The following is a 22,613-nucleotide window of genomic DNA, read 5'->3' on the forward strand; positions in this document are numbered from 1 at the left end:
TAATAATATGCAAATAAAAAACTACACTTTTTCTCTTAGCTGTTTCTTTGCTTTTCGGAAATGAAGAGATTCGTATACGACTGGAATAACCACAAGTGTCAATAATGTCGCCATTGTTAATCCGCCTATTACCACAACTGCAAGACTACTTGATACTAAACTCGTAGACTCTGCCTTTTTAAATAATAACGGAATCATCGCGCTAACAGTTGCCATAGCTGTCATCAAGATTGGACGCATTCTTGTTGCTGCCGCTTCTACAAGCGCATCGCGTATGATCATTGTTTGTTCATTTTGTTTGACACGGTCTAACAATACAATCGCATTTGTCACGACAATACCGATTAACATTAAGGCACCAAGTAATGCCGTTACATCTACAGTAATACCACTTATTAATAGACCAAGAATGGCGCCAATTGCTGCTAATGGCAGTGAACATAATATTGCAATTGGGGCACGGAATGTCTTAAAGGTAACAACCATAATTAAGAATACAATGCCAATCGACACAAGCATGGTGATAAATAAATCAGAAAAATCGTCTGCTTGTTGAGCACTTGCACCACCAATATACACATTCACCCCATCTGAAATTTTCATTCCCTTTGTATCTTTCTCACCAAAAATTGCTTTTGTGATTTCTGCATTGACCTTAGATAGTTTTTCTGGGTCAACTGTAACCGTAATACGTACATATGAATCGCCATCTTTATGGAATACATTTGATGGTTTCTCTTCCTCTTTTAATGTAGCTACCTTGGAGATCGGCTCCATCCCTGTAGGTGTAGCCACTAACATATTATTTAAGTCCTTTTTCGTTTCTGGGTTCACAAGAGGCTCTAGCATGATTGATATAGGCTGTGAATCAATAGTTGCCATACCCATAGGAGTTCGATTTAGATAAATACCTAATTGCTGAGAAATTTGCATTGCACTTCCTTCAGCAGCATTCACTTCAAATGAGTAAACCATTTTTTTGGCATCCTGATTGGTCGTTACCTTTTCAACACCTTTTATTCCCTCGATTTTTCCCTTTACGTTTACTGCTGTTTTTTCAATCTTTGTTAAATCGTCACCCATGACATCGATTGTAATATCGGTAGACGAACCTGACATAAAGGAAGCAGTGTTTACAGTTAGTACTGCACCCTCATATTCTTTCTTTTGCTTTTCAAGTAGTTCAATGATATGTTCAGTGTCTTTCTTATCCTTTAACATCACCACAAATGTCGCTAGCGTAGGAGAAGCAACACTTCCAAAACTCGCTCCACCTTCCGTATTACCAAGCTGTGTGTATTCAAATTCCACTTCATCTCGTGAATGAATGAATTCTTCGAGGCGAAGAGTATTTTCTATTACTTTTTCAATAGGTGTATCATTTGGGTACTCTAGAGAAACGTTCACGAAATCAGCTGTTGATTTGTCAACTGCTCCTTTCGGCATAGCAACATACGTGCCAATTGAACCTACAAACATTAATATAGCAAGGAGGTATACAACCCACTTATGATTTAATGTCCATGTTAATAAACGTGAGAAACGTAATGCTGGTTTATGCACAGCGAGTTTACTATTTTTCAATAGTGCTGAACTCATCAGCGGCACAACGGTAACTGCCACAATTAATGATGCAAGTAAAGAATACGTGATGGTTAAGGCGAATGGCATTAAGAAATCTTGTAAACCGCCACTAACTAATCCGATTGGTAAGAAAACGGCGACAGTTGTTAATGTAGAAGCTAAAATTGCTGTTCCTACTTCTTTCGTCGCTTCAGTAACAAGACTTACTGAGAATTTCTCCTTTTGCATTTTGCGGAAAATATTCTCAATGACGACAATACTATCATCAACAAGCCTTCCAACTGCTACCGCTACTCCACCTAATGTCAGAATGTTTAACGTGATGCCTGACATCCATAGTAGAAACAGTGTAAAGGCTAGAGAAAGGGGGATTGAGACAATCGTAATAAATGTTGAACGAAGGTTCCTTAAAAATAGCACAATGACGATGGTTGCAAATAGTGCACCCAATAATACTTCCTTCAACATCGTATTCACTGAACTTTCAATCATATCTGCAGTAGACATTATCAAATCACTTTGGGCGTTACTATATTTTTTATTTATTTTCTTTGTTACTTCTGCAATTTCTTTTCCTACATTTACTGCGTTCGCACTACTTTCTTTTGTCATAATAAGGATTAAGGCATCCTTACCGTTTACACGAGTAAGTGTCGTATTTGGCTTTTTAATGCTTACTTTTGCAACATCCGCCAGTTTAACAGCTGGAGCAATGGATAGTTGTTCAATGTCTTTCACCGAATTTAACTTTCCAACGACTTTGATGTTACTTGCTTTCCCGTCAATCGTTTTTTCACCGACTGCTGCAGAAAGGTTTTGCCCCTGTAGTGCTGTCATTATGTTTTCAAGTGATAATTGTTTTTCGGCAAGAAGCTTAGTATCTAACTCTAAAGAAACATATGAACTCTCTGTACCAAAGGTTTGCACGTTCGCGACACCTTTAATATCTTTGTACATTGGAATAATCTTTTTCTTCGCAAATTCGCTGTTGCTTCGTGTTAATTCTTCTTTGAAGGTAATGGAAACCTGTGCGATTGGAATCATAGATGTATTTAATTGAATAATCGAAGGCTTTTGAACATTATTCGGGAGTGTCACGGTTGCAAGAGCTTCTTGCACTTCCTGCTTGGCCTCTTTCATATTCGTTTTTGATTCAAAGAAAATATCTATCTTTGAAAACCCATCTCCTGTTGTAGAGAAAATAGTTGACTTTCCTTTTACAGAACCCACTGCCATTTCAATTGGTGTTGTGACTTGTTGCTCCATCGAATTAGAATCGACCCCTTGCCCCACTGCAACAATCGTTACTTGTGGTTGATCGGCAGTTGGCATAAACTCCATTGGTAATTTTAAATAACTTACAACCCCTAATACTAAAACTAGAACTGTCACTAAAGTAATAGCCGCTTTATTCTTAAAGGACCACTTAGTAAACAAAGACATAAAAAAATCCCCTTCCCCTTTTATACTTCATTTGTGCCGAATAAAAAAAATCTTTTCCTATTTTAGCTCTACACCAAAATAGATACTTGCAACTTACCCACTCCCATTTTTTCGAGCATGGAAAAATGCGGAAAATCAGTCTTACGGCTTTGAAAAAAGTATTATTTAGGATTTCTTCTTTGACAGTAAATTCACTAAATTAGATGAAGCCATTAATGAGCCACCAATAGCACCCCACTTAAACCCTCCAATAATGCCAAAAATTAACATAAACAATCCTAACACTATACCAATTAATGAACCCATTCGTATTGTCTTCTGACTAGGTTCGGGTCGCTGAATAGTTACACAAAAAAACTTATTTACTTTGTCAAATGTGTCATTTAATTTACCAACAAATGGTTGCATTTTAATATCTCCTCTTCTAAAGCATTCTTATAATAATTTGGATGCTATGGCAAACAATAACTAAAGGGCCGAATACAATACAGATTGTCGCTAACATACTTTTTTTATATCGTTTTTGTCTTATAAAACCAAATACGGTTAGGCATATTCCAATCGTAATAGATACTATTGACAGAATTATAAACAGTTGTGCACTAATTGAAGGGATCTGAAAAACACTTTCTATTTGCATATCAATTTTTCTCCTTATAACTCATATTTCCAATTAAACTTCTAAATTATTAGCGATTTTTCTCTAGCAGTTTGTTCGAAAGATGGTTTCACACCTGCTTTTTTATTAACTATACTTCTTATTAAATCGCATCCTCATTCTCAATATTTCGAATGGTAAAGTACGCTATTGCTCCCCCTACAGCTGCGAGCCCTAACTGAAATGGAATGAAAGTCACCAATGAGAATGGTGGGTTATAGGAACAGGCTATTGCCACCACGATGAGTGATGAACCAATTGTCGCAGGAACAGAATAATTGCGCATGCCAAAATACAATGGTATTAAGCTCATTCCGGCAGAAGCGATAGCAAATAGAACTATGTTTGTGATCTCTCCTATAAATTGATTTCCTGTGATTTCAAATGGCACGATTGGAAAATAAGCATTAATAATAGAAAATAGACCAGCAACAATGGTATTCGATAACATCATGGTGATGAACGTTAACAAAGTTATCAGCATCAATTTACTAGCAATTAGTTTCTTTCGACTAACAGGGTAAGAGAATAAAACCAAAATAGTTTTGTTTTTATATTCTTCAATAACGATTTTCGCAATCAATACAGACGCAAACACAATAAAAATCGCCCTAACGTTGGCACCAATCAATACATATACATCTTGGTAAGCTAACATGGGTAAATCATTTTCTTTTAGTGCAATAGAAACACCGAAACAAAGAAGAGCTGTCAAAATGATAGTTGCGATAAGCGCGCCTTTTACATACCAACCTAAATTAAATTTCTTCATTTCCAGTTTTATTAGCTGTAACATAGAATTTCCTCCGCCCTTTTCAGCGATATGCTTTAAGCAAACCCAAAATAATTATGTCACATCGATTTGCTCAATTTTACGGTAAGAAAGATAGGCAATTACAAGGCCTAACATACAAAGTGCAATTGGCACACCAATGAAGTCGAACAAACTAACCTGAACACTGCCATCATTAAAAGATGAGCTAAGTACGGATCCTATTAATATTGCTGAAGTAATTGTTGCAGGCGTTGATTTTTTTCTCATACCAAAATATAAAGGAATCAGACTTACGCCAGCGATCATAAATGAGTTGATAAAAGTAGTAGGAACTATAGCAATGATATCCGGCATACTAACAGGCACTTCAAAGAAACCTATCATTGGATTTAAGATGAAAACGAACATACTGATGATAAAAGTAGTAATGATCATGCTGAAGAAACAAAACAAAAAGACAATTAAAAGCTTAGCTTGCATTAATTTTTTTCGTTGCAACGGATATGTAAACAATAATTGAATCGTTTTATTTTTATATTCTTCAATGACTACTCGTGATAAAATGACAGCTGAGAATATGGTGAATGTTATTCTTATAAAAATATCCGTTAAAGCCATGTATCCTGCATAATCTGTAAATATCAAATCATCTTCTACTTTAGAAACCCACGTCATAAAACACATAGCTGCAAAAATGGATACAATACAGATGGCTACTCCTTTAAAATAACTAGATAATTGATGTTTTTTCCATTCTAGTCTCATCAGTTTAAGCATGGATTCCCTCTCCGTTCATTAAATTTAAGAAAAATTCCTCCAATGAGTTATGCTTTTTATTGATGCTTTCAATCTCAATATCATTCATAATGAGCGCCTTCGAAATTTCTTGCTGTGAAATTGTCAGTTCATAAATACGAATCATGTGTTCATTCATGATTTTATAATTTTTAATACCAAGTTTATGGTCTAAAATGTAAGTCGCTTTTTTGATATCTAGCACCTTAAGCTCTATGTACTCGGTCTGTTTGCCATTGATATCTTTCATAGAAACTTCTTTAATTAGCTTGCCATCTTGAATAACACCAATCGTATCAGCCATTTGTTCCATCTCAGCTAGAATATGGCTTGAAACTAATAAAGTAATACCGTACTCTTTGCATAGTATTTTAAAGAGTTCTCGTAATTCTTTAATACCAATTGGATCTAAACCATTGATGGGTTCGTCTAAAATTAACAGTTCTGGTTTTGTCGTAATGGCTCTGGCAATACCTAAGCGTTGTTTCATTCCAAGTGAAAAGTCTTTTACTTTTTTGTTATCGATATTGTGCAATTTAACAAGATCTAGTGCACGATCAATGCCCGCCTTGTCATAATAGCCCATGTACTCACAATGGAGCTCCAAGTTTTCCTTCGCTGTCAGTTTTTCATAAAAAATAGGATATTCGATAATCATGCCCATTCTTTTGAGCACTTCATATGATGACTTCGTTAATCGCTCCCCAAAAATTTCAATCTCACCGCTCGTCGGTTTTACTAAATTCGTTAGCATTTTCATAATTGTCGTTTTACCAGCACCATTTGGCCCTAAAAATCCGTAGATTTCCCCCTTCTTCACATGCATATTGACACCAGAAACAACCTCTTTTCCTTCAAACACTTTCGTAAGCTGATTTGTTTTTATTAGATAGGTCATTTTTCATTCCCCTTTCGCTCTGTATTTTTATTGTACGAAACGATTTTCTCTTTTTTCTTACCCATTCCTTACGAATTTCTTAAGCATATCAATTACGCTTTGCTTTCTTACAAAAAAGACTAAAACTACATTCTTCTCAGAAGCTATAGAAGTTGGTACGTATCCAGAGTAAATTATTAAAAATCCATTAACATCAATACCCTTACTTTAAGCACATGTATTAAACTCATTTAAGTTAAATGGGGTAATGTTAAAATAATGAAAATATAAAGCCTAATTCCTCTCTCTTTTTTAGCGAGGAATTAGGCTTTTAATCTACAATAATCGCGTCCGATAATAGAATAACTAGGGGATCTAATTATTCAAAAAGCTTTGTCATTTTTCTACTGATAATTTCCATTCAAACATTTAAATCTAACGATGTTTCATCTTTTTTTAAGATCAAATAAATTACACTCTTTATTTTTAATCGTCCCGTCCAAATGCTTTTGTCTTAATATTTTTCTTATCAAGAAATTCTTCTATTTTTTTCTGTTCTCTTCCATTCACCACTTCAGATTTATCCACCATTGATCCAATGTTTACTTTTGGAAAAACCCCATTAGCTATGTCATCTGTAAAATTACTTATGTTATCATCTAGTTCAGAAATAATTTCATTGTAAGTTGTAATGTACTGGCTAATTCTTTCAGACTCTTCTTGATAACCTTCTGGAAATGTATTATTTAAAATATAGTTAGAAAAGTTCTCATCATTTTCTTTTGTAAGTTTGATAATTTTGTCTAATTTCACTAGTTCTTCTGTAGTTAATTCCTCTTCTTCATATATATAATCTTGAAATGGTTCACTAGCATTAGATAATACTTCAGAACTATCTAGATATGTTTTTATGCTAAATTTTATTTCTTCTTCGGCAATTACACTATTTCGTTTTTCAGAGGTAAAAATAACATCAGGAATCTTAACATCCTGTAAAGAAAGAACTTCATCCTCTTCCTTATCCTCAATAGCGTCAATATTTTCTCCCTGTGAACATGCGCTTAATATAAACAGAAATAAAAAACTAAAAAACAATTTTCTCATAATAATTTCTCTCCCCTTACAATTGACATGTTCCATCTCAAATATTTTATAAATAGTATAGAAGAGAATTTTGCTAGATAATACCCTAGGAATGCTAATAGAAAACCTATACTAAGCCCTTTAATGGACTCGAAGATTTCTCCACTTCCAATTGTACTAAATCCATTAACAAATCCCATTACTATTAAGATTAGTGGAGATAGAATCATGATAGGGACCCCAATGATATAAGCTAATGTAAATGGTATAAGTATTAGCAGCATAATTAAAGTCACTGTAATAATTATACAATTAATTACACTTAATCCCATAATCGAAAACAATGCCGTAAAGATATTTTTAATGCTTTTTCTCTCTTCAACCTTTTTAATAGCATAAACAGCATTTAATTCTTTAGCTATTTGTTTAGGTGAACCAAGGGATTCTACAATCTGACTTTCTATTTTCCCTTCCCCTACACCAATCATAAAATATTCCTCATAATCTTGTAAGATTTCTTCTTTTTCATTTTTGGGTAGCTTCCGTAAATTCTTTTTTAAAATTAATAAAAATTGTTTTTTACTCATGTGAAATCTGCCTCCTTAATTAATTGATTTACTCCATCAGAGAATTCCTTCCACTCGTCTACTAAATGATATAAGTATGCACGACCTTTATCAGTAAGCCTATAATATTTCCTTGGAGGACCCTCATTGGATTCTTTTAAATATGTTGTAAAATACTCTTCCCTTGTTAATCTTCTTAATAACGGATAGACAGAACCTTCTGATATTTCAATTTGAGCAGAAATCCTCTGGACGAGTTCATATCCATATCGATCCTTCTTATCAAGCAGTACAAGCACGCATAGTTCTAGAACGCCTTTTTTAAATTGCACATTCAACGAAGACTCACCCCAATTCTCTATCGTTATGTATAATTCAATATATGCTACCAAACATTAAACAGTACCAATCTATAAAATATAGTAGATGGTTACACAATAGTAACATATATTGTATAATATTCAATGTATAACCATACTACTGAGTGTAGAATAATACTTTTTCAAGCTAAAACTGTATCCTCTTTAACATGATCGTAAAAATTGTTTTTTCATAGGGTCTACTAAAAAGATGGATTTCTCCATCTAGTGCTTCAACTAGCCGCTTCGTAATTGTCAATCCAAGTCCACTACCTTGGTATAAGCGATTTCTTGAATCTTCTAATGTATACATCCGTTCAAATACTTTGTCGATATGTGACTCAGAAATGCCTTTTCCCTTATCCCATATATCAATATAGATATACTTTTCATCACTTCTTAAAGTTATGCCAAGTGTTTTTCCATCATCCCCATATGTAATGGCATTCGAGATTAAATTATTTAACACCCTACTCAACACTTCTACATTTCCTAGTGCATAGTATTGGTTTTCTGGTATTTCAATATGGACCGAAAATCCTTTTGCTATAAGTAAATCATAGAATGCTAAAATATTTTGCATACACATTTCATTCATATTGATTCTCGTTAACTCAATTTCTTTGTCCCCAGATTCTAATTTTGCCAAGTCAAAAAACTTATGAATGAGTTCTATGACTTCATTTGTTTTCGTTTGCACCTTTGTTAGCAATGCTCGCCTTTCTTCCTCACTCAGTGTGTGATCTGTATGCAAAATTTCCATATATCCAAGGACAACTGTCAGCGGCGTTTTTAAATCATGCGATACATTTGCAAGCATCTTGCGCATTGAAATCTCTACTTTTAAATAATCAGCCTGCGTTCTTTGCTTAGCTTCTAATAAAAGATTAATGGCCACTAACAGCTTTTGTAGTTGTGCATCATCCGTAAACACTAATAATTTTTCGCCAGTTTGCTTTTCTACAATATCCTGCAGCTTTTCATATGTATAATATAAATTCTCACTTTTACTTTTCTGCACGCGATATTGAAAAAAAATTACACCTACCAAGATGATAATGAGCGTCATTAAAAAAGGAACCATACTATATCACTTCCATCTTATATCCGATTCCCCATAAGGTTTTAATATACTTAGGGTTTGAGGGATCATCCTCAACTTTTTCTCTCAGTCTTCTCATATGAACATTAATGACATTTTCATCTCCATAATATTCTTCATTCCAAATGTAATGATAGATTTGAGCTTTCGTAAATACGCGGTTGCAATTCTTCGAAAACAGCTTTAACAACTCGAACTCTTTGGAAGTGAGTTTAATGACCTCGTCTTTTTTCCAAGCCGTATAATTGATTGTATCGATTTTCAAATCTCCCACTAGAATAACGTCGTCCTGTTTCTTTAATGGCGCTGAATATTTTGTTGAACGACGTATGCCTGCCTTCACCCGCGCAGATAATTCAATCATCGAAAATGGTTTGCAAATATAATCATCCGCTCCAAGTCCTAATCCAATCGCCTTGTCCACATCTGTATCTTTCGCAGACATCATTAAAATAGGAATAGCACTTTTTTCACGAATCAACTTCACAACTTCTAAGCCGTCAATTTTCGGCATCATAATATCCAAAATGATTAAATCAAACGACCCTTGCCAAAATTTATTCAGACCAGCCTCTCCATCAGCAGCTGTCTCTACAGTAAAACCCTCTTTTGTTAAATAGGTTTCTACCATTTCTTGAATCGATACATCATCTTCCACAAGCAATATTTTAGATTGCATGCTCCCGTCCCCCCTAACTTTTACATACTTAATTATATCGCAACACAAATGTTATGTAAAAATTAGGTAATAAACCCAAAATCTATATTCGTATTTATTAAAGTCCACCTTATGCTTCATGAACTTCTGAAAGAAATCAGAATGACTTTTCCATGGTAGCTTCTATCCCCACCGCAAGTGATTGGCTGTTTTATCGCAAGTCACTTGTTAATATTTGCAAGTCACCGAAAAACAAAGGACAACGAATTCCACCATCGGAAATTCGTTCTTTTTCTTAATACGAATTCCAACCACGCGACAGCTTCGCAATGTGCAGAGTGTATTTGGCAACACAATGGTGCTGCTGGGTTTACTATTCAGATCTGACTCCAGTTAGATCACGCGCTTGCGAATTCCCTATCATATCATGGGTTTTTAGAAACTCTAAAATAGTCTCTTCAGGGGTAGCTTGAGATGTTTGAGGAAGTGTAATATTTACACCATTGTTTTCTTCAATAATTCGAGGGACTCTAATCTCCGTTCTTTCATATTTTGAAACGCAGTGTTTAAGCCCCCTCCCATATCGGGGGACGCTTTTTATTTGAAAGTCCTTGATACAAAAAGAGATTAAAATTGTGAATTTAACTCATACAATTATCAAATTCTTTTTCAGCCCCAAAGGAACTGTATTTTTATATTATTCGGAAATAACAAACAAATTGACTTAACGCGAATTTTCTTATATTCTAAGATTTATTTCATAAGATGAATTTGTTGTTATCACGATTATTGCGGGATGGGCATAATGAACGCTTCGCAATGAAGTAGTAGTGGTCATGCTCAGCCCTACAAAAATTTTCTCGATAAATAAAATGCACTCTAGCATATGTGGTGCCTCTTCTTTTTAATTTTAGAAGAGGCTCTTATTTGTATGTTAACTGATGCACACTACTTAAAGGAGGAAGAAATGCAAAAAGGAAATCCGTGGGCATTAATTCCATTTGTTGTATTTTTAATTTTGTTTATTGGCTCAGGAATTGTATTAAATGATTTTTATGCATTTCCTGTATTGGTTGCCATTTCGATTGCAAGCGCTGTTGCCCTTTTCATGAACCGCAAAGAAACGATCACAAAAAAAATTGAAACCTTTACGACCGGTGCCGGGGATTCGAACGTCATGTTAATGGTGATTATTTTCTTACTTGCCGGCGCATTTTCGGAAACCGCAAAAGGAATGGGCGCTATTGAAGCAACGGTAAACTTTGCACTCTCTATATTGCCACAAAACTTATTAGTTATTGGCTTATTCATAATTGCCTGTTTTATATCTTTAGCAATGGGCACTTCAGTTGGAACGATCGTTGCCCTCGCCCCAATAGGTTTAGCGATTGGTGAGCAAACTGGACTTTCAATACCACTATTAATGGCTACTGTTATTAGTGGGGCTATGTTTGGCGATAATTTATCATTTATTTCGGATACAACCATAGCATCGGTACGCTCACAAGGGGCAGAAATGAAAGACAAATTTAAAGTTAACTTTTTCATCGTGTTACCAGCAGCAATTGTCACATGTGTTATTTTAGCCTTTTTAACGCCGAATTCCACAGCCCAAGTGACACATGCTAGCTTTGATTGGTACAAATTGATTCCTTATTTATTCGTCATTATTTTTGCTTTGATCGGAGTAAATGTCTTTACAGTATTAACAAGTGGGATCATCCTCGCTGGAACTATTGGCTTAATTGATGGTAGTTATGAGGTGATGACATTTATCGGCGCAATTGGTGACGGTATGAGCAATATGTTTGAAATGGCGTTTTTAGCAATGTTAATTGCCGGTATGGTCGAGGTCATAAAGCATAATGGCGGCATTGATTTTATCGTACATATCGCAACGCGTAAAATTAAGTCGCAAAAGGATGCCCAATTTGCAATGGCAGGTTTAGTTGGTTTAACCGACCTTTCAACCGCCAATAATACGATTGCAATTATGATTACTGGGCCATTAGCAAAAAAAATTGCCGATCAATACGATATTGAGCCACGTAAATCCGCAAGCATCATCGACATTTTTTCATGTGTCGTTCAAGGTATTATTCCGTACGGTGCACAATTTTTAGCAGCTGCCAGTGTCGCCGGCATTTCCCCTATTTTAATCATGCAATATTCGTATTACTCCATTTTAGTGGGTGTCTGCGGAGTCATTGCCATCCTCATCGGTTATCCGAAAACTAAAAATAAACCTATTCAAAAATCGTAAATGTACTATTCGCATTTACGATTTTTAGCATTACTTGCACCGGGCGCGAAAACAATTCTGACAATTAACTACAATTCAAAAAGCTGTGACGAAATTCCCAATGAAAATCGGATTTTCGGCACAGCTATTTTTCATTACATTAAACTAACTCCAACCACGCGACAGCCTTGCAATGTGTTGAGTGCTGAGGGTGGACAAAACTATTAAAATTAAGATGTAGTAGAGTCACCTATTAATAAATATATATCCTTTGAATAATCAAACGATAGTTAGTTACCTAAGACCCGAAACATTTCATCCTTATGTGTTTCTGAAATCTTCTGATCCCATTTGCCACCATGTAAAAACATCATCTTCTCCATGATTTTTATTTTAAGACTTTGCTGTATCACACTTGGATACGAATTAATTTTTCCACTTGGTGGTAAATTAGAAAACTTAGAATTCCCGGAAACTGTAATCAAAGCTAAATTTCCAAAAGCACACTGATTTTTAAGGGGAGCTTTTCGAGCAAGCTCGAAAAAATCTGGACGCAATTATGCCGAGGCGTAATTGATCTAAACTTCTATATAAAGCATTTTTTTCTCGAGTCGGTAGCCTTGAATCGCTTTGAAATAAAAGTAGACACAATAAATACTGAGCACAAAATTGATAATGGTTAAGACCGTCAAAAAATTCCATTGTCGAAACAATTCATTAATCTGTAATTGTAGGAGGAAGTTAAACCCATTTACCAAGAATAAAAACCCAAAAATCGTTGTCGACATTTTCAAATTACGCTTCATTCCTTGCAGTCTTTCTTCAAATACATACGTAATTTTAGGTTCGGGCTCCACCACATTGTATGGCATTGCCCAAATGCTGCTATTCCAATACGATGTATTCGATGTATGCTTTAATTGCCAGCCCATCTCTTGGTGAAGTTGATAATAGGAGCTGTTCACCGAGTTTTCATACAATATTTCGTAGCTTATTTTTTCACACGACCTTGGTACAAAATAAAAAAACAAATTCGAGGCGCGCTCTAATTCAAAGCCCTCTTCAAATAATTGATTGAGCCATTTTTTCGTATAGTACGGCTGATAAAACCAACCAATGCGCATTTTCCGTATCGCTTTTTTACTCCGCTGGCTCATCGGCAAACCAAGATATTTTTTCTCCTTTTTACGGAAATACGAATAAACTACCCATATACAGCCGAATAGAAAGCCATGCACAGCAATAACTGCTAACCAAATCACAGGATAGGAAACACTACCCCATAAAATAGTCATCATCAAAAATGGCAATGTAATAAATGGAATAAGGAATGATAAAAGGAATACTAGAACCAAAAAATGCGTGCGAAATCTTTTAAACGCTTTTTCTTTCGATGGAAAAATGGTTGCTTGCTCGGACGTAAATAATGTCCATTTCTTTCTCTGCCAAACAAGTTCCCAGTTCGCCTGTGTTAAACGCTCTGTGTCTGAAGCATAGTCAATTAAATACGTACTTTTCTTTTTTTCACCTTGTTCAAACTCAAATTGACTCAAATAATTTATCCGTGTAAAATGCTGCCCTTTGCTCGCCATTTCACTAAGCCACTGTTCCGTCTCTTCAATTCGGTAACTCCAAAATGGTCGCCATCTTGTCATTGCTTACCCTCCTCAAATTGGATGATATGGTCATGTATTTCTTTAATTCGCCGCATTTCTTGCTGTAAAATTTGTTGTCCTAATGTTGTGATTTCATAAATAGTTTTACGCTCTTCATCTGAAAAAAGGACAATAAGCTCGTCATTTTGCATCTTCATTAGCGTTCCATAAATTGTGCCCGATCCAAGCTTTAACCGACCATTCGTGAGCGCTTCGATATTTTTAATTATTCCATAGCCGTGTCGTGGCACTGTTAGTGAAAAGAGAATATAAAAGGCCGTTTCTGTCATCGGATGATATTTTTTAAACACTTTATCCATAAGCCCCTCCTCTATGTCGTATCTCGAATGTATCACAGCGCGACACATTAATTCAATAATTCCCCATAACTTTTCACTTCTTCATTGCAATGTACCTGTACTTTCCATTACGATAAATGAAACGTCAATGAGTAATTCATTCTCATTGATCAAAATAAGTAGGTGGCTTACATGACGCAAATTTTAATTATTGAAGATGAACAGCAAATTGCACGCGTACTGCAATTAGAGCTTGGCTTTGAAGGCTATGAAACAACGATTGCACACACTGGAACAGCGGGTTTATTGGCGTTTCATGAAGGGAATTTTGAATTAATTTTATTAGATATTATGTTGCCCGAATTAAACGGGCTTGAGGTGTTGAAGCGCATCCGCAAGCACAATGAAACGATTCCGGTCATTTTACTTACAGCGAAAGGTGAAATTCAAGATAAAGTAACCGGTCTTGATTACGGGGCAAATGATTATATGACGAAGCCGTTTGAATTTGATGAATTACTTGCCCGAATCCGTGTCGCACTGCGGTTTTCACTTAAATCGGTTGCTCCAGAAATACCGACTCATACGTACCAATTTGCCGGCTTAACATTAAATGAAAATACGCGTGAAGTTTGGCGTCAAAACAATCAAATTGACTTAACCCCGCGTGAATTTGATTTGTTGACACACTTTATCAAGCATCCAAAACTCGTTCAATCACGCGAACAGCTATTGAATTCGGTTTGGGGCTTTGACTATTATGGCGATACGAATGTTGTGGATGTGTATGTTCGTTATTTACGTCAAAAAGTCGAAGTGAATTTAAACCTTCCTCCCCTATTACATACCGTTCGCGGCATCGGCTATGTATTAAAGGAGCTCGTTACGAATGAAGCTTAATACAAAGGTCAATATTTTATCGACATTGTTGACGACTGTTATTATGATTGGAAGCTTCACAGGAATTTATTTTTTATATGAGGAGCTAGCGTATGCGACTGAAGTAGAACAGCTACAGGAACGTGCGTATGAGCTTTCGACAACGGTCAGTTCGCTACAGTCGACGGATGACATTAATACCATTTTACAGGCGTATCTTCCGACGAATGGCGCAATCATCGTTAAAGATGAGAAAGGTATAGATTTAAAACACATCCAAATGACATCGAAAAAGATTGAATTTGCAACGAGCAAGGACGAGTATTACTCAATGAAAGTAATCGACGGCATTCCACATATTGCGATGAATTTCCCACTTATATGGCCGACACAGCAAGTCGTCGAGGCAAACTTCATTCAGCCTGTACCGACGATTACGGAAAATTTAAATCGTTTAAAAATAATTTTACTTTTAATAACGCTCATCGCACTCATTCCTATTTATTTGGCAAGTCAATTATTAATTCGACTTATTGTCAAACCGGTCCAACAATTAACAGCCACGATGGAACGTAATATTCAGCAGTCAAGCTACGAGCAAATTGCTGTAAAAAAGCAGTCACATGATGAAATCGCTATGATGACCGTCACGTACAATCATTTAATGGCACAACTCGAAGTACATCATGAAAAACAGCAGCAGTTTATCGGTAATGCCTCGCATGAATTAAAAACACCCCTGACCGTCATCGAAAGCTACGCCAATTTATTAAAGCGTCGCGGTACAGAAAATGCAGAGGTAACGAATGAAGCACTTGCTGCCATCATCAATGAAACAGCGATGATGAAGCAGATGATTGAGCAAATGTTGGCATTAGCAAAAACGAGTGAAGTAGCAAAAGTAAAGCTGTCATTTATCGCATTTCAACCGTTTATAAAAGACATCGCACAAAGCTTTCAACAAGCCTTTCATCGGACGATTATTGTCGACGTTCCAGATGCCATCATTGGGACGGACGAAGCCAAACTGAAGCAGCTGTTATTTATCTTTTTAGATAATGCACGAAAATATAGTGATGAGGAAATTACGATTATTGGGCGGGTCAACGAATTGATCGAAATACAAATTCAAGATAAAGGCAAGGGCATTCCTAAAGAGGATATCCCCCATCTTTTCGAGCGATTTTATCGCGTGACGAAAGACCGAAATCGACAAACGGGTGGTGTGGGCATCGGCCTTTCTATTGCCCAGGAAATAGCGAAACAGTTAAAGGCAACGATTGAAGTCGAAAGCGTGCTCGATCAAGGTACGACGATTAAAATTCAACTCCCTTTAAATCGAGGTGCATCAAGTGAAAATTAAACAAATTTTGACGATTATTTCATTTATTTTTATTGGTATTTTTATTATGCTTGCCGTGCAGCAGCTCCAAACATCGGCAACTTTAACGAAAGAGCAGATGACCGCCCAAGTCGAAAAGGTGTACCGTGGCTCTGTCCAATCGTTCATTGAAAAGGATGATTATTATCTCGCATCCTTTGAAAAAAACGGTTCCACATACGAAGTGCAAATCGACCCGTACAATGGTGAACTGTCGAATATGCAGGCGATTTTCATTGCGGATAAACCAAATGTAGCGGTTAAAGAAGATGATAACGGAAAACCAAATACTAATGTGAAGACTGATGATACAACAAAGCCAGATGTCGCTACTAAGTCAACTACTAATACAAAACCTAGTGATACTGCAAAACCTAGTGACAATACACAAAAGGAAACACCTCCAAAGACAATCAAACCACTGCTTTCAGAGGCACAGGCGAAAGCAATTGCTTTAAAAGAAATTAATGGGCAAGTGGAGTCCGTCGATTATAATGCAACATCGGATGGGGGTTATTATTTTATTGAGGTCGAACCAACAAATGAAGATCGTGATGAAGTCATCGTGCAAGTTCACGCCGTAACAGGTAAAATTTTATTGATTCAATACGAGGATTAATTTACTTTAGTAGTAGCCCTCTCCTTGGAATTGAATGCCAAATTCACACTTAATTCAGTGTGAGTTCAAACTCCTGCTGACCTTTCTCATCAAATTCTAATGTTTCTCTCAGTAAGCTTTCATGTTCGCATTTTATACTAACGTTAGAACAGTGAAAAGGAGCGAAACAAAATGAAAAAGAAATTATTAGTTATTCCAGCGTTACTAGTAGCAATTGGAGGCGGTGCAGCATTAGCACAAACGGATCTACTCGCTAAGGCGGATGTTAATCCTTCTATCTCAGCCTCTCAAGCAAAAGAAATTGCCTTAAAACAAGTACAGGGTAAGATTGTCGACTTTGATTATGATGGCGATGACCACACACCCCATTATGAAATTGATGTAGTGAAGGGCAATGAAAAAATAGAAATTACAGTAAATGCGTTAACAGGAAAAAGCAAAATTACCGAGCGCGAAACGATTCAAACTAAAAATCAAACATCCACACAAAACAGTACGAACTCAACACCAAATGGACTAATTTCAGAACAAAAAGCAATTCAAATTGCACAAGCAAAAGCACCTGGTACAGTCGTTAAAGTCGAGCTAGATGAGGATGACAATCAACTGCATTATGATATCAAAATCCAAAACGGCAAAACAGAATACGAATTTGAAATCGATGCGAAAACAGGTAGTATTATTCATTTTGAAGAAGATTTAGATGATGACGACCGTGATGACGACGATTACGATTATGACAATGATGATGATTTTAACGATTAATCTATCGGTTCAATAAAAGCAATCCAAATAAAAGGAAAACCAATCCACGGTTAAAGGTGGATTGGTTTTTTCGTAATGGAAATGAAATATTGATTAGATCAAACTTGAATAAAACTACCTTGCAAAGCATTTCGTAAAAACGGGCTCGGCTCCCCTACACTGTATAGTTGCAATTCATGCATCGCTCTCGTGCAGGCGGTGTAGAAAATTCTGCGTAAGCTTTCATCACCGTATACTTTCTCCGATGCATCATAAATGATAACCGCTTCGAATTCAATCCCTTTAGCCAAATAGGACGGGATAACGACAACACCTTGTTCATATTCTGGTGAGCCGTTCTTTAACAGCTTTATACCATCAATACTAGATAACGCTTCATAGGCATTCTTACTTTCCTCAGCTGATTTACATATGATAGCAATACTAATATAACCGGCACTCTGTAAAGCTGCGACTTTGGATAAAATACTACGGTGAAGCTGTTCATGATCGATTACTTGTGTCAATACCGGCAACGCGCCATCTCGTTCAAAAGGAATAATTTTTTCACCATTCGGAACGAGTTTTCGCGTGAAATCAATGATCGGTTTTGTGGATCGATAGCTACGTGTCATATTGATTACTGCTGTTTCGTCCTGTCCGTACAAGCTGCTAAGAACGTGGAAATCCACCATTTCACTGGCATGTGCAAAAATCGCCTGATTAAAGTCCCCGAGAACAGTCATTCTAGCAGATGGAAATAAACGCTTAATAAATTCGAATTGAAATGGCGAATAGTCCTGCGCCTCGTCAATCAATATGTGCTTGATTGAGCGATTCGTTTGAAAACCTTGTATTAACTCTTTCATAAGCAAAAACGGTGTAGCATCTTCGTAAAATAATTTACCTTCATCTAGCACTTCTAACGTTGCACGACAAATCGCGTTCCATTCAGCAGGCGTTTCCCCTTCAATCCACTCATTAATTTGCAACGGATCGGCAAAAAGCTGCTTGTAGATTCCAAGTATATCAACGAAATCAAACGCCCGTATACGTTTTCGCAACGGACTCAATTTTTGAGTAACAACCAACCTTTCAAGCGCTTCAGGTTCCATCTCATAATCAGCAATTGAATCACGTGCAAAACCGCGCTTTTTTGCTAAATAAGTTTGCGCTTTATAATAATCCTCATTGCTAAACAGCTCAATTTCTTCCTGTACCCACGGCTTCATCCGTTCCACTTTACCCGCGTCTTTTACAAGCTTCAAAACCCAATCCTTCAAATTTTCAAGCCTGTTTTGAAAGTGGATTGTAGGATCACTGCTATAAAATTTATCCGCGAGTTGTTGCGCTGTCACAATTGGCTGTCCTCTGAAAATGATATCCTTGAATAACATGCCCCTTACTTCCAGTGACTGCCTATATGCTTTGATCACTTCAAAAAACACAGTAGATGCTTTGAACTGGATGCCCGTAACCCTTGACTGGTGCGCAGGTGTATTCGTACCAGTTAAAACATATTCTAACTGATCGTACGGATTTTCAACTTGAAGCTCGTTGCTCAGTCGATGGTCCAAATATTCCTGAAACGTAACTTGCTGCATATTCTCCTCACCAAGTTCCGGTAACACATTGGATACATAGCTGTTGAACATAGCATTTGGTGAAAATAAAATAATTTGATCCGCCGTCAAACTTGCACGATATTTGTAAAGTAAATAAGCAATTCGTTGGAGCGCGGCAGATGTTTTACCACTACCAGCAGCCCCGTGAACAACGAGCAGTCTCCCATGATCATGACGGATAATTTGGTTTTGCTCCTGTTGAATGGTCGAGACGATACTGTGCATATGTTTGTCAGTACCATTGCCCAAAACTTGCTGTAAAATTTCATCTCCAATCGTAAGACTCGTATCGAACATCGATTGCAGGACGCCATCTCGAACAAGATATTGCCATTTTTTCTTCAATTGTCCTTGAACTATCCCCCCAGGAGTTGCATAGTGGGCAAGGCCCGGCTCGTAATCATAGTAAACACTCGAGATCGGTGCTCGCCAATCATAAATAAGGAAGTCTTCACCACTTTCGTCCATTAGTGAAGAAATGCCAATATACACTTGCTCCTGATTTGAATGCCCTTCTTCCATGAAATCAATGCGGCCGAAATAAGGAATTTTCTGCATACGGTGTAGCGTATCCAATTTTTTGGATGCATGTTTATGTGTGCTTTGACTGACAGACAATGCTTGCGTTTCTTGTCTCAAGCTGATAATCGTTTCTAAAAAATCGTCAAAAGTATCGGCGTTTACCTTAATTTCATCCCAAAAATGTTTGCGAATATGAATGACTTCGTTGCGGCGCTTAGATGTTTCTTTTTCTAAATGGTTAATTTGCTCTGTAATGACCTCCATTACATCGTCCACTCGTTTTTGCTCCTGCTGAAATTGTAAATTCATCGCAATCACTCCTTAAAAAAATCAATATGTGGGGGTTGACTAATGAAAAACCATATTATATAATTAACGTAGGGATAATATATAATACAAAATTTTATATTGTCTAACTATATAAATTTACCATGATTTCACGTTTGTTTCAATACATTTAACGTGGATTTTTTGCGTTTTCTTACACTTATTTTCTCCCTCGTTGCTAGGACTATCCTCCAAAATAAAAAAGGAATACTAAATGATTTAGTATCCCCCAAAAAACTTCATTTCTTTTTAAGAACAATTTTTCATCTATGGCGTTATAATAAATTATAAACCCACTATAAAATCCCTTTACATATTCCGTCCATCTGACCTTACCCAAACCGTTTCATCCTTGGTAATCTGCACAATATCAATATTTCCACCAACTGTTTGAAGTTCTTTACTTTTATTAACGTTTTCTTTTATTACTTCCGCAATCACATTATAAACAAATTCAATTAACTCGTTGTTACTTTTCTGTATAAGTGCGGCAGCCAACTCATCATTACTAATTGTTGGATTTTGCCCACTAAACTTAATCATATTACTAAAAATTTGCTCATGGTCACTACCACTAAATCTAAAACCATATTCATTTAATGGTATTGGATAATTTTTAATATGTTCCCCATCTTTAAATTCCATCGATACAAAGACTAATTTCCCTCCCTCGGATCCCCCTAGATGTATTTGAGTTGTAAATCCCGTGAAATAACTGCAAAATTTTCTTATGACATATTCAATCGTATCGTTTATCGTCATCTTTTCACTGTTGGGATAATGCTCCAATCCATAAACTAAGTCATTAATATCCATATATCTAGAAATAACCTCATTCGTGTCCTTATTGAAAATAAAGCGCGTTAAGCTTCCAGAAAAAGAAATCGCAACCTTATTCGGTAAAATAAATATCTTTTTACATTGATCATTGTGGACCGGGGTATTTTTCCATGACGCCCTACTATCAATTGCCATAATGATGGAATCCTTGCCCTTTACGTTTAACGCAACAGTCATTAAACCTATCCCCTTTCCCGCAAGATATGGCTATTTTATGATTGCGCGTTTACAAATATCAACAGGGATTTACCAGTTGCAAAATATTATGAGTCAAGCGTCACATGTTAATGCTACTAATTTTCCTTACTACAGATACTAAAATAGCAATAACAAAAACAATCATACTATTTATCATTAAAAAGCCTCCTATTTGCAAGCCATAAAATATTGCAAAACCATCTTTAAGAATAATTATCGCCAATAATCCACCTATTGAACTAAACAAAGCCGCTAGTAATAATATTGTAAAAGCTGCAGAATATAGACTTTTCTTTTTCCAAAATGTTATACATCCAATAATATTTGCACTCACGATAAAAAGGAACATCGTTATTAAGAGAAAATTCTCCATTTAACTCCCTACTTTCTTACTATTCTTAAACTTTGAAATTACACTAAATATTATCCAACTAATAATTCCGCCCAACACTAAAGGAATTACTGTTAAATAGCTGGTCTCCTTAATAATATTTAGTAAGGCGACTGTTATGATACCACCAAAAAACATGCCCACGATAATGAATATCCATGTTAAATTTCGTTTAATATTCATACTTTATCTCCTCACTCCTATCAATTTATTTCGAGATACTTTCAAAGCATTTTATAAACACTATATCCAATAAAAATGACGAAAATAATCAAAATTAATTCGCCTATTTCTTTAATGCTCATTCAAGGAGTATTGGGCATACCTGCTTGTGTACGGTTAAGATGATCATCGAAATTGCCAGTAGGATTCTTTTTGTGTTCCTCCTGAGTTAAACGTTCCCTTTGTTTTTCAGGTGTTTCTTTATTTGAAGTCATTCACAACCCTCCATATATTGGTATATTATTTCTAGATAAATACCCCAAAAACCTTTAATTTAACGCAAAAACGGCACTGTTAAACTCAAACAAACCTTTGGGAATTACCCAATAATTACAATGTAATTTTGCGCCCTCATCCATATTGGCATTATAATACTGGAAAAGATAAGCAGCTCCCCGATCTAATGAAGGACGAAATTATACAATTCCCATATAATAAATAAAAACTGTTCATACATAGTCATTTAAAGGAGGTTTTAAGTTTGCGCGCGTCCATCCTGTTGAGAAAAATCGCTTTAGCAGCACTCTCGTTTCTCGTTATTACTGTTCTTTATTCTTTCATTTGGTATAAGGAAAGCTTTGATAGACCGGTTTGGATACAAGTTGTGATGATTTTTTGCTTTTTGATGTTGAGTATCAATAATTTCAAATTAAAGAAATACATGATGGCGTGGCTTTTTGCCGGAATCACGCTAGCTTTTAGCATTAGTATATATTGGAATGTTACCGCTGTGTGATGCAGGTTTGCCTATCAAAAAAGGCGCACAACC

24 protein-coding genes are annotated in these 22,613 nt (G+C 36.1%); 6 read left to right on the forward strand and 18 right to left on the reverse strand.

All coding sequences use genetic code 11. From position 1 onward, the window contains the following. Positions 1 to 21: 21 nt before the first annotated feature. From CSE16_RS13510 to CSE16_RS13560, 10 genes are all read right to left on the reverse strand, one after another. Positions 22 to 3,027, reverse strand: a complete 3,006-nt coding sequence (locus CSE16_RS13510; RefSeq protein ID WP_099424387.1) for an efflux RND transporter permease subunit — start codon at positions 3,025 to 3,027, stop codon at positions 22 to 24. A 165-nt stretch (positions 3,028 to 3,192) separates the two neighbouring features. Beyond that, entirely contained in the window at positions 3,193 to 3,435 is a 243-nt protein-coding gene (locus CSE16_RS13515; protein WP_099424388.1) for a hypothetical protein, read from the reverse strand. A gap of 353 nt (positions 3,436 to 3,788) precedes the next feature. Then, positions 3,789 to 4,481 (reverse strand): ABC transporter permease, encoded by a 693-nt coding sequence (locus CSE16_RS13525; RefSeq protein ID WP_099424390.1) that lies wholly within the window; start codon positions 4,479 to 4,481, stop codon positions 3,789 to 3,791. Between the two features lie 51 nt (positions 4,482 to 4,532). Next, complete coding sequence (locus CSE16_RS13530) at positions 4,533 to 5,237, reverse strand: ABC transporter permease (protein WP_099424391.1); 705 nt, start codon at positions 5,235 to 5,237, stop codon at positions 4,533 to 4,535. Beyond that, positions 5,230 to 6,153, reverse strand: a complete 924-nt coding sequence (locus CSE16_RS13535; RefSeq protein WP_099424392.1) for an ABC transporter ATP-binding protein — start codon at positions 6,151 to 6,153, stop codon at positions 5,230 to 5,232. Before CSE16_RS13535 ends, CSE16_RS13530 begins: the two co-directional genes overlap by 8 nt. A gap of 465 nt (positions 6,154 to 6,618) precedes the next feature. Continuing rightward, positions 6,619 to 7,236 (reverse strand): NDxxF motif lipoprotein, encoded by a 618-nt coding sequence (locus CSE16_RS13540; RefSeq protein ID WP_099424393.1) that lies wholly within the window; start codon positions 7,234 to 7,236, stop codon positions 6,619 to 6,621. Next, positions 7,233 to 7,802 (reverse strand): HAAS signaling domain-containing protein, encoded by a 570-nt coding sequence (locus CSE16_RS13545; protein WP_099424394.1) that lies wholly within the window; start codon positions 7,800 to 7,802, stop codon positions 7,233 to 7,235. Before CSE16_RS13545 ends, CSE16_RS13540 begins: the two co-directional genes overlap by 4 nt. Next, a complete protein-coding gene (locus tag CSE16_RS13550; protein WP_099424395.1) occupies positions 7,799 to 8,119 on the reverse strand; it encodes a PadR family transcriptional regulator in 321 nt (106 codons plus the stop codon). The genes CSE16_RS13545 and CSE16_RS13550 overlap by 4 nt, the downstream gene beginning before the upstream one ends. A 169-nt stretch (positions 8,120 to 8,288) precedes the next feature. Beyond that, positions 8,289 to 9,224 carry a HAMP domain-containing histidine kinase gene (locus tag CSE16_RS13555; protein ID WP_099424396.1) on the reverse strand — a complete coding sequence of 312 codons (936 nt, stop codon included), beginning with the start codon at positions 9,222 to 9,224 and terminating at the stop codon, positions 8,289 to 8,291. Between the two features lies 1 nt (position 9,225). Then, entirely contained in the window at positions 9,226 to 9,921 is a 696-nt protein-coding gene (locus CSE16_RS13560; protein ID WP_099424397.1) for a response regulator transcription factor, read from the reverse strand. 946 nt (positions 9,922 to 10,867) lie between these two features. Between CSE16_RS13560 and CSE16_RS13565 the strand changes: the two genes are divergently transcribed. Further along, positions 10,868 to 12,163, forward strand: a complete 1,296-nt coding sequence (locus tag CSE16_RS13565; RefSeq protein WP_099425835.1) for a Na+/H+ antiporter NhaC family protein — start codon at positions 10,868 to 10,870, stop codon at positions 12,161 to 12,163. A gap of 269 nt (positions 12,164 to 12,432) precedes the next feature. Here the strand turns inward: CSE16_RS13565 and CSE16_RS13570 are convergent, their stop codons facing one another. From CSE16_RS13570 to CSE16_RS13580, 3 genes are read right to left on the reverse strand one after another with little or no spacing between them, the layout of a single operon-like run. Next, positions 12,433 to 12,699: a GmrSD restriction endonuclease domain-containing protein gene (locus CSE16_RS13570; RefSeq protein ID WP_099424398.1), complete on the reverse strand. Its 267-nt coding sequence runs from the start codon at positions 12,697 to 12,699 to the stop codon at positions 12,433 to 12,435. Positions 12,700 to 12,720: 21 nt separating this feature from the next. After that, the gene (locus CSE16_RS13575; RefSeq protein WP_099424399.1) at positions 12,721 to 13,797 is read right to left on the reverse strand and encodes a DUF2812 domain-containing protein; all 1,077 of its coding nucleotides are present in this window, start codon (positions 13,795 to 13,797) and stop codon (positions 12,721 to 12,723) included. After that, positions 13,794 to 14,117, reverse strand: a complete 324-nt coding sequence (locus tag CSE16_RS13580) for a PadR family transcriptional regulator (protein ID WP_099424400.1) — start codon at positions 14,115 to 14,117, stop codon at positions 13,794 to 13,796. Before CSE16_RS13580 ends, CSE16_RS13575 begins: the two co-directional genes overlap by 4 nt. Before the next feature lie 171 nt (positions 14,118 to 14,288). Between CSE16_RS13580 and CSE16_RS13585 the strand changes: the two genes are divergently transcribed. The 4 genes from CSE16_RS13585 (at position 14,289) to CSE16_RS13600 (ending at position 17,740) form a co-directional block, all read left to right on the forward strand. Continuing rightward, complete coding sequence (locus CSE16_RS13585; protein ID WP_099424401.1) at positions 14,289 to 14,996, forward strand: response regulator transcription factor; 708 nt, start codon at positions 14,289 to 14,291, stop codon at positions 14,994 to 14,996. Further along, the gene (locus tag CSE16_RS13590; protein WP_099424402.1) at positions 14,986 to 16,338 is read left to right on the forward strand and encodes a sensor histidine kinase; all 1,353 of its coding nucleotides are present in this window, start codon (positions 14,986 to 14,988) and stop codon (positions 16,336 to 16,338) included. Before CSE16_RS13585 ends, CSE16_RS13590 begins: the two co-directional genes overlap by 11 nt. Next, entirely contained in the window at positions 16,328 to 16,975 is a 648-nt protein-coding gene (locus tag CSE16_RS13595) for a PepSY domain-containing protein (protein WP_099424403.1), read from the forward strand. The genes CSE16_RS13590 and CSE16_RS13595 overlap by 11 nt, the downstream gene beginning before the upstream one ends. Before the next feature lie 171 nt (positions 16,976 to 17,146). Then, positions 17,147 to 17,740, forward strand: coding sequence for a PepSY domain-containing protein (locus tag CSE16_RS13600; RefSeq protein WP_099424404.1), 594 nt, complete (start codon positions 17,147 to 17,149; stop codon positions 17,738 to 17,740). 98 nt (positions 17,741 to 17,838) lie between these two features. Here the strand turns inward: CSE16_RS13600 and helD are convergent, their stop codons facing one another. The 5 genes from helD to CSE16_RS21925 all read right to left on the reverse strand — a co-directional run bounded on the left by helD (position 17,839) and on the right by CSE16_RS21925 (position 22,059). Then, positions 17,839 to 20,175, reverse strand: a complete 2,337-nt coding sequence (helD, locus tag CSE16_RS13605) for an RNA polymerase recycling motor HelD (protein WP_099424405.1) — start codon at positions 20,173 to 20,175, stop codon at positions 17,839 to 17,841. Between the two features lie 327 nt (positions 20,176 to 20,502). After that, positions 20,503 to 21,210: an Ntn hydrolase family protein gene (locus CSE16_RS13610; protein ID WP_099424406.1), complete on the reverse strand. Its 708-nt coding sequence runs from the start codon at positions 21,208 to 21,210 to the stop codon at positions 20,503 to 20,505. Positions 21,211 to 21,310: 100 nt separating this feature from the next. Further along, positions 21,311 to 21,604 carry a 3-isopropylmalate dehydrogenase gene (locus tag CSE16_RS13615; protein WP_099424407.1) on the reverse strand — a complete coding sequence of 98 codons (294 nt, stop codon included), beginning with the start codon at positions 21,602 to 21,604 and terminating at the stop codon, positions 21,311 to 21,313. Next, positions 21,605 to 21,805 (reverse strand): hypothetical protein, encoded by a 201-nt coding sequence (locus CSE16_RS13620; RefSeq protein ID WP_099424408.1) that lies wholly within the window; start codon positions 21,803 to 21,805, stop codon positions 21,605 to 21,607. Positions 21,806 to 21,927: 122 nt separating this feature from the next. Then, the gene (locus CSE16_RS21925; protein ID WP_253896087.1) at positions 21,928 to 22,059 is read right to left on the reverse strand and encodes a DUF6366 family protein; all 132 of its coding nucleotides are present in this window, start codon (positions 22,057 to 22,059) and stop codon (positions 21,928 to 21,930) included. A gap of 266 nt (positions 22,060 to 22,325) precedes the next feature. Here CSE16_RS21925 and CSE16_RS13625 point away from each other — a divergent pair, with 266 nt between their 5' ends. Continuing rightward, positions 22,326 to 22,580, forward strand: a complete 255-nt coding sequence (locus tag CSE16_RS13625) for a hypothetical protein (RefSeq protein ID WP_099424409.1) — start codon at positions 22,326 to 22,328, stop codon at positions 22,578 to 22,580. Positions 22,581 to 22,613 lie beyond the last annotated feature (33 nt).

Origin of the sequence: Solibacillus sp. R5-41 (genome assembly GCF_002736105.1) — a bacterium.
Taxonomy (GTDB): domain Bacteria; phylum Bacillota; class Bacilli; order Bacillales_A; family Planococcaceae; genus Solibacillus.